The sequence below is a fragment of the Ruegeria sp. YTSA105 genome (assembly GCF_059610225.1).
Genome location: NZ_JBXWNE010000005.1, coordinates 79484 through 92278, shown reverse-complemented (window position 1 = coordinate 92278; position 12795 = coordinate 79484). Strand labels below are relative to the sequence as shown.

Genomic DNA, 12795 nt, shown 5'->3' with positions numbered 1-12795 from the left:
CTGTCCGGTCAAACCGCGCGTATACTGGGGCAATGCGCCCTTGCCAAGAGGAATGATACGCATAGCAGACCCGCGTTTTGTGCCTATTGCTCCTGCAGCTTGCGCGCCTCGGTTTTGGCCAGCTTGATCAGCTCTTGCACAAAGGGTTTCTCAAGGTCCTCGGTGCGCACTGCAGCATAAAGGCGACGGGTAATGCCCGCCTTAGTCAGCGGGCGGGTAACATAGTCGGAATTATACTTCACCTCACGCACGACCCAGTCCGGCAGCACAGATATCCCCCGGTTCGACGCGACCAGCAAAAGGATCACTGCGGTCAGCTCAACCTGCCGGATCGCAGCCGGTTCAACCCGCGCAGGGATCAGCAGCTGGCTGAATACATCCAACCGTGTCCGTTCGACCGGATAGGTAATCAGGGTCTGGCCGCGAAAATCTTCGGCCTCAATGAACTCTTTCTGGGCAAGCGGGTGTGTCGAAGCCGCGACAAACACCGCGTCATAGTCAAAGAGTTCGATGAATTCGACACCGGGCAGATCTTCTGGGTCCGAGGAAACGACCAGATCGACCTCTTCTTTTTGCAAAGCCGGCAAGGCATCAAAGGCCAGGCCGGGGCGGATATCGACATCCACATCGCCCCAGGATTTACGAAAGGATTCCAGCACCGGGAACAGCCACTCAAAACAGGCGTGGCATTCAATGGCGATATGCATACGGCCCGTGCGCCCGTCGCGCAAAGAAGAGAACTCCTGCTGTGTCGCCTCGACCTGCGGCAGGATCTGCTCGGCCAGGCGTAACAGCCGCAAACCGGCCGCCGAAAGTTTCATCGGTTTGGACCGGCGCAAGAACAATTCGACCCCGGCCTGATCCTCTAGGCCTTTGATTTGATGGCTCAACGCGGATTGAGTGATGTTCAGTTGATCTGCGGCACGGGCAAGCCCGCCACATTCATGGATCGCCTTGATCGTACGCAGGTGGCGGAATTCGATATGCATTGCGTGGAACTCATGTTGTTCTTGAATAATATGAGTTTGTCTCACAATGCGTAAGCTGGCACAAGGGTCAGAGATTTCACCCGTGAGGCCGAGATGACAAGACCAGAAGTTTCATTTGAATTTTTCCCGCCACAGACGCTTGAGGCTTCATTCCGCCTTTGGGATACGGTGCAAACACTGGCACCGCTTGAACCGCGCTTTGTTTCTGTCACCTATGGCGCGGGGGGCACCACGCGCGAGCTGACGCGCGATGCGGTGGCCACATTGCACAAGTCCTCTGGCCTGCCTGTTGCTGCACATCTGACTTGTGTGGATGCGTCACGTCAGGAAACACTGGAAATCGCAGATACCTTTGCTCGGGCGGGCGTGGAGAACATCGTCGCATTGCGCGGCGATCCACCCAAGGGTCAGGATCGGTTCGCGCCGCACCCGGATGGGTTCGCGGACTCGGTCGAATTGATCGAAGCGCTGGCAGAAACCGAGATGTTCAGCATCCGTGTTGGCGCCTATCCGGACAAACACCCGGAAGCACAGGATTTTGCCGCTGATATCGACTGGCTAAAGGCCAAGCTGGACGCGGGTGCCGACGAAGCGCTGACACAGTTCTTCTTTGAGGCCGAGACCTTTTTCCGTTTCCGCGATGCCTGTGAAAAGGCAGGGATCGACAAGCCCATCGTTCCGGGCATCCTGCCGATCGAAAACTGGAAAGGGGCGCGCAACTTTGCCCGCAGATGCGGGACACATATTCCGGATTGGATCGAGAATGCCTTTGAGAAGGCCATTCGTGACGACCGCGAAGACCTGCTGGCCACCGCATTGTGCACAGAACTTTGTTCAGACCTGATCGAGGGCGGGGTGGACAAGCTCCACTTTTACACCCTGAACCGGCCGGAACTGACCCGGGATGTGTGCTTTGCCCTTGGCGTCACACCAAAGGCCGAGCTTCAGAACGTCGCTTGATATCCGCTTGTTTCAGACTGTGCACCCGAGGCCAAAACCCCGGGTGTTTTTGCGGAATAAGTTGGGATTACCCTGTCTGACTGGGCCACTTGAACAATCCAGCTGCAGCCTTAATCATTGTCGCGATAAACCGTTCAATTCTGTTACAAATTTGACTTTAGCAACCGCCCATTCATTGTGGGGCCGTATAGTTTGTTTATGAGTGAATTTAGTATGGAACCTTTTGACAAGGTTAGTGCCCGCGCCAATGCCTTCGGCACACTTGGTCTGGCTCAAAGCGCCAGTTCAGATGACATTCGAGAAGCCTGGCGCAACATCGCATTCGAAGCCCACCCCGACAAGAATGGCGGAGACGGTGCGGCCTTGGCCAACGCCAAGGCGGCCTATGATTTGCTGCGCAGCGAGGGGCTGGCCAGGAAAGGTCTGGCGGGCTCGGCGGCGGGGAAACCACGCCGCCCCCGATTGCGCAAACGCGTTATTCAGCTGGAAACCCAAGATATTGATGCCTGTCGTGCAATGTTGAATACGGCGCTGCCCCACTTGCAGGACACCCCGGTGGACAGTCAAGATGCGGATCGCCTGCAAGATGCTGACCACATTCCGGACGCTGTCGGCTTGCATGGCCGCAACCTGACTTATTTCATTTCCGCACCTGTCTGCGAAGGTGCTAACCGCGTCGCATTGCCGACGAGTGTTCTCGCTGGCTCCAAGCGCGTCAAGACAGAGATTCTGAGCTTTCAGTCCAAAGATGCGGGCACTGGCGAAGTTGTCGTACCCGTTGCGCTTGCGACCAAGAAATTTCCGGGCGCCCGCAGCGTGCGGATCAGATTCAACGCCGACCAGCAAACGCAGGATGAGTACTGGTTGGCCGGATGACAAACAAAAAGCCCGGCAAATCAATGCCGGGCTTTGCATCCGTTGCAGAACTCTCAGTTTGCGACCGGGCCTTCGGAGGTAAACTTCGGGATCACGCTGCTGGAGGCCCCGTCGGCCTCGATGCCCGGCCAGTTTCCTTCAGCCAGATTGATATTGCCGGGAATATCTTCTTCAAAGAACCCGACAACCACATCGGTAATGTTCAGATACAGCTTGTCATCAACAATCCGCCACAGGTTCGGGTTCGCAGGCACCTTGCCACCGCGTGACACGCCATAGGCGCAGTGACCGTCATATTGCGGCGCATAATAAGCAGGGTTTTCCAAGAACTTGTCCCGGTTCTCTTCGGTCGAGAATGCCCAGGTAACGCCGTTGTATTCGGCCGTAATATCTGACCTTCCGCGGACGGCTTCGGGCTGTGATTGACCGACAGCAACCTGATCCAGACTGCGATAGGCAACCACGTCATATCCCGACACCGCATAGCCGGTGCCGTCCACATACTGATCACCTGCAAGGGCAGGCATGGCAAATGCCAAGGTCGCAGCTAAGGTCCAGGCAAGTCGTTTCATAAGGGCGGTCCTTTTTTATTGGATGGGTGATCGGCCCGGAATACGGGGCTGTGCAGAGAATAGGTGATTCCTCGATCGAACGCAGTCCCGCTCGCGTCGCTGTGACATCGAATGAGAAAACGTGAAGTCTTTTGCACTGAATGTTACAAAATCTTCCCAACGGGCAGGGTTGGACTTTGCCCTTTGCAATATTAGCTGTTGAAGCGAACGGATAATTCACCCGAACTTTGCTGAGAAAGGCAAGAAATGAGCGAGCAATCGACCTATACGCCCCCGATGGTCTGGACATGGGATAGCCAAAACGGCGGACAATTCGCTAATATCAATCGCCCGATTGCGGGGGCAACTCATGACAAGGATTTGCCTGCTGGGCGCCATCCTCTGCAGCTCTATTCGCTTGCCACTCCGAACGGGGTAAAAGTAACAGTCATGCTGGAAGAGCTTCTGGCGCTAGGCCATGAAGAGGCCGAGTATAACGCTTGGCTGATCAACATCGGCGAGGGAGATCAGTTTAGTTCGGGCTTTGTAGAGGCCAACCCGAACTCGAAGATCCCTGCCCTGTGGGATCGGTCCGGTGAAAAACCTGTGCGCGTGTTCGAAAGTGCCTCGATTCTGTTTCACCTGGCTGAAAGGTTCAACGCTTTCCTACCCGAATCCGGGCCCGAACGGACAGAGGTGATGAACTGGGTTTTCTGGCAAATGGGCAGTGCACCATATCTGGGTGGTGGGTTTGGCCATTTCTACGCCTATGCGCCCGAGAAATGGGAATATCCCATCAACCGCTTTGCCATGGAAACCAAGCGGCAGCTGGATGTTCTGGATCGGGAGCTGTCCGAGAAAACCTATATCGCAGGCGAGGATTACTCTATCGCCGATATCGCGATCTGGTCCTGGTACGGACAACTGGTTCTTGGGCGCCTGTACAGCGCAGCCGAGTTCCTGGACGTCGAATCCTACAAGAACGTCATGCGCTGGGCCAAGGAGATTGACGGCCGTCCCGCCGTGAAACGCGGTCGCATGGTCAATCGTGCCTTCGGCGAAAAGCATACACAGCTTCACGAACGCCACGAGGCCGGCGACTTTGAAACGCGTACACAGGACAAGCTGGAGCCGGCAGCCGAGTAAACAAACCGGGCTTCGCGGATCAATCTGCGAAGCCCCATTCCGCCATTACTTAAGCAAAGGCGGTTTGTCCGGATCGCGCCCAGGAGCGATATGCGCATTCACACGTGCCTCAGGCTGCGGCAGATCGTACCGCAAACCCACCCGCGCCAAAGACGCTGCGGCCGTGTCACTTGATTTGAAAAAACCTACGTCCATTGCCCCAGCTTCGACCCCGGAAAAGGTAAGCGCTTCAGACGCGGCCTTAGCCAGAGCTGCCTCTGCCCCTTCGACGGCATCGACAAATCCCAGCAAATGCCCGAAACCACCTTCAGCCGTTTTGGTGCTGACCAGATAGGCGGCTCGCGCCAACCCAATGGCCGTAGCCAGCTTGGCGTCCAAAGCTGTCAGCAGTTCGTCGGGCAAACCCGATGGAGCCAGGAACTCGGACAGGTGCTGTTGCACCTCTTCGGGACCATGCTGCAAAGTTTCCACCAACCAGCCCAATGCCTCGGGCGGGATCAACATCGAGGACGGGGCAACTTCAAGGTTCAACCCCAGCCCGATCCCCTGCCCCGACAACATAGACGATAAAACCCGCCCCGACAGCGCAACATAGGGCACCGGGCGGTCTGCGAAGCGGGCCAGCCGGTCTTCACGATCGAAAGCCAGCACAAAACGCCCGTCTGCCACGTCGAACAATTCGGGCGAAATATTCTCGTTCTTTGCCTCTTCCGTCAGCATCAGGAACAGCTCACTGTCAGCCAGCCGTTCAAAGAAACGCAGACGGGCGGCATCATCCTGCGGAGCGGCCTCAGCCGCGGCATGGGCGGCGTCCAGAGCCGAAATCTCAGTCATTCAGAACCTCTTGCACCCGTGCGCGCAAAACCGGCAACAGATCGGCTTCGAACCACGGGTTTTTCTTCATCCATGCCGTATTCCGCCAGGACGGATGAGGCAAGGCAAAGACCCGCGGCGCATAGTCCCGCCAGTTGCGCACGGTTTCGGTGACTGACCCACGTGACTTCAGGTGATATCTATGGGCGTGCCCCCCGACAAGAATGGTCAACGGCACAGGCCCAAGATCCGCCATGACCCGAACATGCCAAGTCTGACCGCATACTGGCGGAGGAGGCAAATCTGCCTTGCGCGCATCATAGCCGGGAAAGCAAAACGCCATTGGAACGATCGAGACACGTGAACGGTCATAAAACAGCTCCTCATCAACACCCAACCACGCCCGAAGTCGATCACCGGAAGGGTCGGTAAAAGGGCGACCCGACGCATGCACTCGTGCCCCCGGAGCCTGACCACAGACTAAAATGGGCGTGTCTTTGCGGAACCAGACAATGGGTCTTGGTTCATGCGCGGTTTCAGTTGCCGCAAATCGGTCAGCACAAATACGGCAGGCCTCTATTTCTTTTTCGAGTGGGTTCATGAGATCGCAATCAGTGCCGCATCAGATGGTTGGTGTTCTGAAAGCAAGATAGGTAACACACATCCAGACGCCAACAGATGCAAAAGTCACATTACCAAAAACGACCCCCGGAACGCATTGATCATTTGTTTCATAATTCGACATAATGTGGCCTATATGGCGCCGTAGAGGTACCGTTCTTTCGCCGATCCGAACGGCGCAACAACAAGATAAACCCGCAGGCCTTGGATGCTTGAGTTTGAAAATGTCAGCAAGTCCTTTTGGACCGGGACGCGCCGAAAGGTGATTCTGGACAGAGTGTCTTTTCGCGTCGAACTTGGCACATCCATCGGTATTCTGGCCCCGAACGGTACCGGGAAAACCACCCTGATCAACATGATGGCCGGACTAGAGAAACCCGACGAAGGGGTCATTCGCAAATCCTGCCGCGTCTCTTTTCCGATGGGATTTACCGGCGGAGTTTCAAACAAGCTGTCGGCTCTGGAGAACTCGCGCTATATCGCCAAGATCTATGGTATGGACCCGGACTATGTCGAGGCATATTGCAGTTGGCTGTGTGGCCTGGGTGAATATTTCAATCAACCGCTGGCGACCTATTCATCCGGTATGCGGTCGCGGTTCACATTCGCGTTGATGCTGGCTCTGGATTTCGACATGTACCTCATCGACGAAGGGATGCCGGCCACAACGGATGTTGAATTCAACAAAAAGGCAGGCGACATTCTGCAGGAACGGCTGCGCACAACAACACTGGTCATCGTCTCTCACAACCCGGCCCTGCTTGAAAAATTCGCGCGTCAGGCGGCGGTATTAGTGGATGGTCAGCTTCACTTGTTCGAAACCTTGGAAGAGGCAAAGCAGTTATATGACTACCAAACCCAGGGCTGATAAATACAACTGGCGCCGCAAACGGCGGTCTGCGGGAAATGCCGAAACGCGCGAAGACGCGATCTCGCGTATTCGCCAGGCCACAAAGGCGCCCGGCCCAGAAAATGAACCGCCAGTAGGGACCGAGATCGACGCTATCAAACGCGAAGGACTGACCGGCCGCCAACTGCGGGTGGCACGTCGTCTTGCCCAGAAAAACGGTCTTGCGGCGACTTCGGACTATGATGCAGTTCGGTTGTTGCGCAAAAAGGGAATTGATCCGTTTGAACGCTCCAGTCTGCTGAACCTTGCCTCGGAAAAGAAAACTTCGGACGAGCAGACGAATGATCGCATCACGATCCACCTGCCCCAGACCGTGAAAGATGCACCAGAGAACTTGCCCGGGCCCGAGATGAGCCCGGCCGAGCGGCGTGAACGTGAAATCGGACAGATTCAGAGGGACATCGCCCGCCGCCGCCGTCGCAAACTGTTCGCTCTGTTTGCACGGCTTGCGGCCTTTGTCCTGCTACCTACCTTTGTCGTGGGTCTCTATTTCTATCGGATCGCGACCCCAATGTACGCCAGCAACTCTGCCTTTCTGATCCTTCAGGCGGATGGGGGCGCAGGCTCTATCGGAGGGCTTCTGGCAGGGACCCAATTTGCGACCACGCAGGATTCGGTTGCCACCCAGGAGTTTCTGGAATCGAAAGATGCGCTTGAACTTTTGGACACAGAGGCCGGTTTCGCTGATGTGTTCAAACAGGACTGGATCGACCCCATTCAGCGATTATCCCCGGACGCCAGTCTCGAAGAGGCTTACAAGCTGTACAAACGCATGATCACGGTCGGATATGACCCGACCGATGGCCTGATCCGGATGGAGGTGGCGACACCTGACCCCCAGACTTCGGCCGCGTTTTCACGAGAACTGATTTCCTATGCCGAGCAACGGGTAAACGCGCTGACCGAAAAGAAACGCGAAGACCAGATGAAAGATGCCCGGGAAGGGTTTGTAAGCGCTCAGGAAGAACGCAAGAAAGCTCAGGAAGACCTGATCGAGCTTCAGCTGCAAGGCGCAATCCTTGACCCTGAAAGCGTCATTGCCGGGTTGCGGGGCCGCATAAACGAAATCGAGACGCTTATTCAGGACAAAGAACTGCAGCTTGCAGCCTTGTTGGACAATCGCCGCCCAAACAAAGCCAAGGTGGATGGCGCACAGGCCGATATCGCACGGCTTACGGTTGTGCTGGAGGAATTGAACGCCGAAATGCTGGATGTCTCTGCCGGCGAGAATTCGCTGGCCAGGCTGAGTGTTCGGATTCAGATGGCACAGGCCGATCTGGCCGCTCGGGATATGATCCTGCAATCAGCTATGCAGCATATGGAGACAACCAGGACCGAAGCCAATCGTCAGGTTCGGTATCTGACGGTTTCCGTCAATCCTGTTCCCAGTCAGGAACCCAGCTATCCGCGCAAGTTCGAAAATACGATTTTGGCTTTCCTGTTGTTTGCTGGTATCTACCTGATGATCTCGCTTACCGCGTCGGTCCTTCGTGAACAGGTATCCTCGTAAGACACATGAAACATGTAAAAATCTCCGATCTCACGGTCGGCAATGATCTTCCGCTGACGATCATCGCCGGTCCCTGCCAACTGGAAACTGCCGATCATGCCCAAATGATCGCAGGAAAAATGAAAGAGGCCTGCGACGCCGCCGGGGCGCAGTACGTCTTTAAAGCCTCGTACGACAAGGCGAACCGAACTTCGCTGTCGGGTGCGCGTGGTATGGGAATAGACACAGGGCTCAAGGTTCTGGATGACATCCGCAAAACCTTGGGCATTCCAGTGCTGACTGACGTACATACCGAAGCCCAGTGCGCGATTGCGGCCGAGGCTGTGGACGTGCTGCAAATCCCTGCCTTTCTATGCCGACAAACAGATATGCTGCTCGCAGCTGGCGAAACCGGCAAGGCGGTTAATGTCAAAAAAGGACAGTTTTTGGCCCCATGGGAGATGGGCAACATCGTGAGCAAGGTCGAAAGCACTGGGAACACAAACATCCTGCTGACAGAACGCGGAACTTCGTTTGGATATAATACGTTGGTCGCTGACATGCGCGGCCTGCCGCAGATGGCCAAAACGGGATACCCGGTCGTAATGGATGCCACACACTCGGTACAGCAGCCTGGCGGCAAAGGTGGTTCTACTGGTGGGCAGCGAGAATTCGCGCCTGTGATGGCCCGCGCTGCGGTTTCGCTTGGCATCGGTGCGGTTTTTATCGAAACCCATCAGGACCCTGATACTGCACCTTCCGACGGTCCTAATATGATCCCATTGGACCAGATGCCGCAGCTCATCGATACATTGATGCGTTTTGATGCGTTGGCCAAGGCCAACCCTATCCAGATCTGAACAAGAGTATTCCCATGACCAAACCCAACCCCGAGGTGACTCCGAACACCTGGAGCTTTCTGCGCGACGCAATGATCAAGCCAACCGGCTTTCGCGAATATGATGCCCGCTGGAAATATCCAGAAGAGATCAACCTGCCGGGCATGACCGCACTGGGGTTGGGTCTGGGCACACAGATGCGCAAGCGTGGGATTGAACCCGTGATTGCTGTAGCCAATGATTATCGTGACTATTCTCTGGCCATCAAAAATGCCCTGATCCTGGGCCTGATGCAGGCGGGAATTCAGGTAAAGGATATCGGTCCGGCGCTTAGCCCGATGGCCTATTTCGCTCAGTTCCATCTGGACGTTCCAGCCGTGGCCATGGTCACGGCCAGCCACAATCCAAATGGCTGGACCGGGGTCAAGATGGGGTTCGAACGTCCCCTGACCCATGGCCCGGACGAGATGTCAGAGCTGCGAGACATTGTTCTGAATGGCGAAGGGCAGACCCACCCTGGCGGGTCCTACGAATTCGTTGATGGCGTGAAAGAGGCCTATATCGACGATCTGGTCGGCGATTTCAGAATATCCCGACCTCTCAAAGTGGTCTGTGCCACAGGGAACGGCACCGCATCCGCCTTTGCCCCGGAAATCTTTGAACGCATGGGGGTAGAAGTCGTGCCCAGCCATAACCAGCTGGACTATACTTTCCCGCATTACAACCCGAACCCAGAAGCGATGGAAATGCTGCACGACATGTCCGATACCGTGAAAGCCAGCGGTGCCGACATGGCGCTGGGGTTCGATGGTGACGGTGACCGCTGTGGCGTTGTGGATGACGAGGGGGAGGAGATTTTTGCTGATAAGGTCGGCGTGATCATGGCCCGCGATCTGGCCAAGATTTACCCCAATGCCACCTTTGTCGCCGACGTGAAATCAACCGGCCTTTTTGCCAGCGACCCCGAGTTGAAGGCCCGCGGGGTCAAGGCAGATTATTGGAAAACCGGCCACAGCCACATGAAGCGGCGAGTCAAAGAGATCAACGCGCTGGCTGGGTTCGAAAAGTCGGGGCATTACTTTTTGGCCGAACCGATTGGCCGTGGCTATGATTGCGGCATGCGCGTCGCGGTTGAGATCTGTAAACTGATGGACCGCAACCCGGACCAAAGCATGTCCGACCTGCGAAAGGCACTACCGAAAACATGGTCGACACCGACCATGTCCCCCTATGCAGCGGATATCGAAAAATACGACATACTCGACCGTTTGGTCGCAAAGCTGGTCGCCAAATCCGAGGCCGGAGAGACGCTAGCAGGTCGCCCGATCAAAGAAGTGGTCACTGTCAACGGTGCCCGAGTCATTCTGGACAATGGCAGCTGGGGGTTGGTCCGCGCCTCGTCGAATACGCCCAATCTGGTGGTCGTCTGCGAAAGCAGCGAAAGCGAAGAAGAGATGCGTACCATTTTTGCGGATATCGACGCGGTTATCCGAACCGAACCGGGTGTCGGAGATTACGACCAGACCATCTGAGCGTTGGTGTCGGGGCGCTGGCCCCGACACTTCAATTTCCGCCAAACAGCTTAAGCAGTCCTTTCTTGGCCTCGTCCTCAAGCTTGTTCTTCAGCGCATCCTCGACGCTGTCCCCGTCAGTCCCGGCCGTACCGGTATCGCCGCCTATCTTGTCGATGACTTTCTTTTTGACATCATCCTCAAGCTCTTTGACCTTTCCTCCGGCGGCCGCTTCGATCACCTTGGTCAGGTCCGGCTTGATCGACGGATTGCTCCATGGTCCAACGATACGCACCGGAACCGACAGGCCCTCTCCCGAATTCGCACGCAGAGCGACCGGCGTGAACAGATAGTCGATATTGCGCGCTCCGATCCCGACTTTTCCTTTGCCATCCGCGCGGAAATTGTCCAGCGACATCAACAAATCGTTGTTCTGCAAAACGCCCTGATCAATGGTGAAGCTACCCGTCAGGCTGTTGAACACGGTGGTGCCACCCGATCCTTTGCCTCGTCCCATCAGACGATCAAGGTCAAAGCCCGATATCAGCCCCTTTCCTACATCCAAGCGGCCCTTACCGCTGAGAGAACGCATGATCTGATTCTCATTCTGGCCAACGCCCAGAAACTCGAATGATCCTGACCCGGTCCCGGACAGCCGCTCGACCCCGACCAAGGCTGTCAGAGCTTGTTTGAGGTCAATGCCCTTGGCCTTTATCTTGCCGCCAACGGACAACCCATTCCGATTATTGGCCACCACCTGCCCGTTCAGCGTTCCGGAAAACAAGGTTGCCGGGTTCATCTCCAATGCAGCCCGAGACCGGTCCAGCCGCATTGTCAGGTCGCTGGGGCCAAGCGTCAGCTCGGGCAGCGCGATAGATTTGGCTGTCAGTCGAATTTCACCATTGGCCAAAGCCAGCGCCGAGGCGTCGATCGGTTCCCTTGACCACCCCTCCGAGGCAGCACCCGCGCCGGAACCGCCGGAACTGGACGAGACCGTCTGACCACTTTGATTATAGCGAGAAAGATCAAGATCACTGGCATCCAACCGAGCAGTGATCTGTGGCGGGTTGGAAACTACAATATCAACTTCGCCTGTAAAACGGTTACTGTCGAGTGAAGCCACCAGATCGCGCACAGATATGCGGCCATCTCTGGTATAAGTCATCTGCCCTGACACGTTCGCAGCGCGGCCCAACCCGTGCGGCACTCCAACGCCCTCCTGACCGAACGCGGCCAGCATTTTTTCCGTGTCTTTGGTTTTCAACTGCAGCTTGCCGTCCATCTCTCCGGCAAGGTTGACGCGCCCGTCAAATCCGATGTCACCACCAGGGGCCGCAAGTGCAAGTTCAATCTCGGATGCCGCGCCCGTAGCATAAGCCGGCAAGTCGGGTATCTTGATATCCACGCGGGCCTCACCGCCCGGAACCGGCATTTGTGCATCCAGAACCATGGGGGCCGAGACTGCTGGCCAACTGGCAGACAAATCCACATCTGCGACATCAAATCGGGCCAATCCATTTTCAACAAAGATCAGACGCGCCTGAGTCAGTTTCAGATGCTCCAGTGTCACCGCACGCGATGCATCGGCCGGTTTTGATCCACCCGAGCCGCTGGCTGTCGGGGCGACGGCCGTGTCAAACTCCCAGTTTCCGCGCCCGTCTGACAGTTCAAGTCTGAGGGTCGGATTCTCGGCAATAATCCGTTTGATCAGCACATCGCCGGACAAAATGGCCAAGGTATCGACCCCAACCGCCAGGCTTTCGGCGCTCAGCATCGGCTCAGATCCCGCCCACGAGGCATTTCCGAAGGAAACCGCCCCGGTTTCCATGCCCAGCACAGGCCAGAAGGACAGCTTAACGCCCCCCGACAGTTTCAGATCACGCCCGGTTTGTGCCTTGACCTGCTCGGCCAGAATGGTCGCCAACTTGTCGCCCGGCATCAGCAGCAATGCGCCGATGACAAGACCGACCACAGCCACCAAAAGGAACAGGATGCGCATTAGCCATTTCATTTTCTGCTCTCCGACTTATTTGGCACGCTATAAAAAGATCATTCAAAGACGGCAGCGCATTTGCAAGGGGAAGCTTTCC

The 12795-nt window shown here is 56.2% G+C and carries 12 protein-coding genes; 7 read left to right on the top strand and 5 right to left on the bottom strand.

Annotation, left to right across the window (positions count from 1 at the left end; genetic code table 11):
* Positions 1–83 precede the first annotated feature (83 nt).
* Positions 84–989 (bottom strand): LysR family transcriptional regulator, encoded by a 906-nt coding sequence (locus tag AC2FH2_RS08720; protein ID WP_142636644.1) that lies wholly within the window; start codon positions 987–989, stop codon positions 84–86.
* 93 nt (positions 990–1082) lie between these two features.
* Here AC2FH2_RS08720 and metF point away from each other — a divergent pair, with 93 nt between their 5' ends.
* Together metF and AC2FH2_RS08710 are read left to right on the top strand one after the other, a co-directional pair.
* Complete coding sequence (gene metF / locus AC2FH2_RS08715) at positions 1083–1949, top strand: methylenetetrahydrofolate reductase [NAD(P)H] (RefSeq protein ID WP_496694733.1); 867 nt, start codon at positions 1083–1085, stop codon at positions 1947–1949.
* A 213-nt stretch (positions 1950–2162) separates the two neighbouring features.
* Positions 2163–2825, top strand: a complete 663-nt coding sequence (locus AC2FH2_RS08710; RefSeq protein ID WP_496823329.1) for a J domain-containing protein — start codon at positions 2163–2165, stop codon at positions 2823–2825.
* Positions 2826–2878: 53 nt separating this feature from the next.
* Here the strand turns inward: AC2FH2_RS08710 and AC2FH2_RS08705 are convergent, their stop codons facing one another.
* On the bottom strand, positions 2879–3397 hold the full coding sequence (locus tag AC2FH2_RS08705; protein WP_496689615.1) for a YHS domain-containing (seleno)protein: 519 nt from the start codon (positions 3395–3397) through the stop codon (positions 2879–2881).
* Positions 3398–3643: 246 nt separating this feature from the next.
* Here AC2FH2_RS08705 and yghU point away from each other — a divergent pair, with 246 nt between their 5' ends.
* Complete coding sequence (yghU, locus tag AC2FH2_RS08700; RefSeq protein ID WP_496823328.1) at positions 3644–4522, top strand: glutathione-dependent disulfide-bond oxidoreductase; 879 nt, start codon at positions 3644–3646, stop codon at positions 4520–4522.
* Positions 4523–4567: 45 nt separating this feature from the next.
* On the opposite strand, the gene AC2FH2_RS08695 is transcribed toward yghU, so the two are convergent.
* Positions 4568–5356, bottom strand: coding sequence for an SseB family protein (locus AC2FH2_RS08695; protein ID WP_496823327.1), 789 nt, complete (start codon positions 5354–5356; stop codon positions 4568–4570).
* Positions 5349–5936, bottom strand: coding sequence for a uracil-DNA glycosylase family protein (locus AC2FH2_RS08690; protein WP_496823326.1), 588 nt, complete (start codon positions 5934–5936; stop codon positions 5349–5351). Before AC2FH2_RS08690 ends, AC2FH2_RS08695 begins: the two co-directional genes overlap by 8 nt.
* Before the next feature lie 228 nt (positions 5937–6164).
* Here AC2FH2_RS08690 and AC2FH2_RS08685 point away from each other — a divergent pair, with 228 nt between their 5' ends.
* From AC2FH2_RS08685 to AC2FH2_RS08670, 4 genes are read left to right on the top strand one after another with little or no spacing between them, the layout of a single operon-like run.
* Positions 6165–6824, top strand: a complete 660-nt coding sequence (locus tag AC2FH2_RS08685) for an ABC transporter ATP-binding protein (RefSeq protein WP_142636630.1) — start codon at positions 6165–6167, stop codon at positions 6822–6824.
* A complete protein-coding gene (locus tag AC2FH2_RS08680; RefSeq protein ID WP_271949292.1) occupies positions 6802–8376 on the top strand; it encodes a KpsE/RkpR family capsule polysaccharide export protein in 1575 nt (524 codons plus the stop codon). The genes AC2FH2_RS08685 and AC2FH2_RS08680 overlap by 23 nt, the downstream gene beginning before the upstream one ends.
* A gap of 5 nt (positions 8377–8381) precedes the next feature.
* Positions 8382–9215: a 3-deoxy-8-phosphooctulonate synthase gene (gene kdsA, locus AC2FH2_RS08675; RefSeq protein WP_142636626.1), complete on the top strand. Its 834-nt coding sequence runs from the start codon at positions 8382–8384 to the stop codon at positions 9213–9215.
* Positions 9216–9229: 14 nt separating this feature from the next.
* Positions 9230–10726, top strand: coding sequence for a phosphomannomutase/phosphoglucomutase (locus AC2FH2_RS08670; protein WP_496823325.1), 1497 nt, complete (start codon positions 9230–9232; stop codon positions 10724–10726).
* Positions 10727–10757: 31 nt separating this feature from the next.
* Here the strand turns inward: AC2FH2_RS08670 and AC2FH2_RS08665 are convergent, their stop codons facing one another.
* Positions 10758–12716 (bottom strand): AsmA family protein, encoded by a 1959-nt coding sequence (locus AC2FH2_RS08665; RefSeq protein WP_496823324.1) that lies wholly within the window; start codon positions 12714–12716, stop codon positions 10758–10760.
* Between the last annotated feature and the right edge of the window lie 79 nt (positions 12717–12795).

Bases quoted from the DNA above. Each gene is read 5' to 3' on its own strand.
- AC2FH2_RS08720 (WP_142636644.1), bottom strand. From the start codon at position 989: ATGCATATCGAATTCCGCCACCTGCGTACGATCAAGGCGATCCATGAA.
- metF (WP_496694733.1), top strand. From the start codon at position 1,083: ATGACAAGACCAGAAGTTTCATTTGAATTTTTCCCGCCACAGACGCTT.
- AC2FH2_RS08710 (WP_496823329.1), top strand. From the start codon at position 2,163: ATGGAACCTTTTGACAAGGTTAGTGCCCGCGCCAATGCCTTCGGCACA.
- AC2FH2_RS08705 (WP_496689615.1), bottom strand. From the start codon at position 3,397: ATGAAACGACTTGCCTGGACCTTAGCTGCGACCTTGGCATTTGCCATG.
- yghU (WP_496823328.1), top strand. From the start codon at position 3,644: ATGAGCGAGCAATCGACCTATACGCCCCCGATGGTCTGGACATGGGAT.
- AC2FH2_RS08695 (WP_496823327.1), bottom strand. From the start codon at position 5,356: ATGACTGAGATTTCGGCTCTGGACGCCGCCCATGCCGCGGCTGAGGCC.
- AC2FH2_RS08690 (WP_496823326.1), bottom strand. From the start codon at position 5,936: ATGAACCCACTCGAAAAAGAAATAGAGGCCTGCCGTATTTGTGCTGAC.
- AC2FH2_RS08685 (WP_142636630.1), top strand. From the start codon at position 6,165: ATGCTTGAGTTTGAAAATGTCAGCAAGTCCTTTTGGACCGGGACGCGC.
- AC2FH2_RS08680 (WP_271949292.1), top strand. From the start codon at position 6,802: ATGACTACCAAACCCAGGGCTGATAAATACAACTGGCGCCGCAAACGG.
- kdsA (WP_142636626.1), top strand. From the start codon at position 8,382: ATGAAACATGTAAAAATCTCCGATCTCACGGTCGGCAATGATCTTCCG.
- AC2FH2_RS08670 (WP_496823325.1), top strand. From the start codon at position 9,230: ATGACCAAACCCAACCCCGAGGTGACTCCGAACACCTGGAGCTTTCTG.
- AC2FH2_RS08665 (WP_496823324.1), bottom strand. From the start codon at position 12,716: ATGAAATGGCTAATGCGCATCCTGTTCCTTTTGGTGGCTGTGGTCGGT.